Raw genomic sequence first — 1,081 nt, 5'->3', positions numbered from 1 at the left:
GCCTCGATGGAGGGGCACTACGTCAAGTGGCCCCGGATGGACATGGAGCTGATCGCCGAGGCCCCCCACGGGGCGGAGCGCGGAGGCCCCCCGTCCCGGCTACTGCAGGAACGCCCCGAGGGGCGACAGCAGCAACCGGCCGAGCGCCGCGGCGTTGTCGTCCAGCCGTGTGCGCTCACACTCTCGGGCGTCCGGATCGTGCCGGCACCGCCAGATCTTCTGCGCGTTACGCCAGGCGACATCGCGGGTGTACTCGACCAGTTCCCCCTGGTACCAGTCGTCGATGTCGCCGTTGAGCATGTCGATGAGCAGCTGCCACCGCTCCAGGTAGCCCCGGCGCAGGCCGGGGATCTTGTCCGCGAAGATTCTGTTGATCTCGAGGTAGTCGTGGTGCTGGTCGCTGCCGTCGACCGGCTCCGACTCCAGGTGATCGAACGTGGTCACCAGGGCGAACGGCAGGTCGAAGTTGATGTGCGCGTTCACCCCGGCCGCCGCCGACGGCAGCGGCCGGGCATCCGGCCCCCGCATCCGCTCGAAGAGGCACGACCACGCCTTCGGGGTGCCGGGGCTGGAGTCGGTCCACAGCCGCATCGCGTCGAAGTACCGGGCGGCGAACTCGACGTCGAGCCGGGAGAGGAAGACCGGATCGACGAAGCGGTCGTCGTACAGCCCGTCCAGCACGCTGCTGGTGATGGTCAGGTAGAGCTTGTTGAAGTCAGCGAGGGGGCAACTGGCTTCCAACGGTGGCAACCGGACCAGCATGTCCTGAAGCTTGGTCAGGTGATCGACCACGGCCGGCACGTCCGCGGGATGATCGGCGAGCAGGTCGACGATGTCCCGGTGCACGGGCCCCCAGACCGGTTCGATCATTTCTCCTCCATTGTGGTCGGCGGCATCCCCCGTGCCGTCGTCGACGCGGCCCAGCCTCTCAGCCGACACCCGGCCAGCGGATCAGTAGAACGACGTATCCCGGCGCGCACACGCGCCGGGATACGTACGCACTGTGGAGTCGGTCAGCCCCGTTGGACCCGGACCCGGTCGGGGTCGATCTGCGGGTACGCGGTGAGCACGTCGTTGCGCA

The 1,081-nt window shown here is 68.3% G+C and carries 1 protein-coding gene; it reads right to left on the bottom strand.

The window, feature by feature from the left end; genetic code table 11:
• Positions 1-99: 99 nt before the first annotated feature.
• Positions 100-870: a DUF5995 family protein gene (locus ABZ749_RS35590; protein WP_357235857.1), complete on the bottom strand. Its 771-nt coding sequence runs from the start codon at positions 868-870 to the stop codon at positions 100-102.
• Positions 871-1,081: the final 211 nt, after the last annotated feature.

The sequence above is a fragment of the Micromonospora sp. NPDC047753 genome (assembly GCF_040642735.1).
In the GTDB taxonomy this organism is placed as follows: domain Bacteria; phylum Actinomycetota; class Actinomycetes; order Mycobacteriales; family Micromonosporaceae; genus Micromonospora.
Note: the sequence above shows the minus strand (reverse complement) of the source record. Positions and strands in the feature narration are given on the sequence as shown.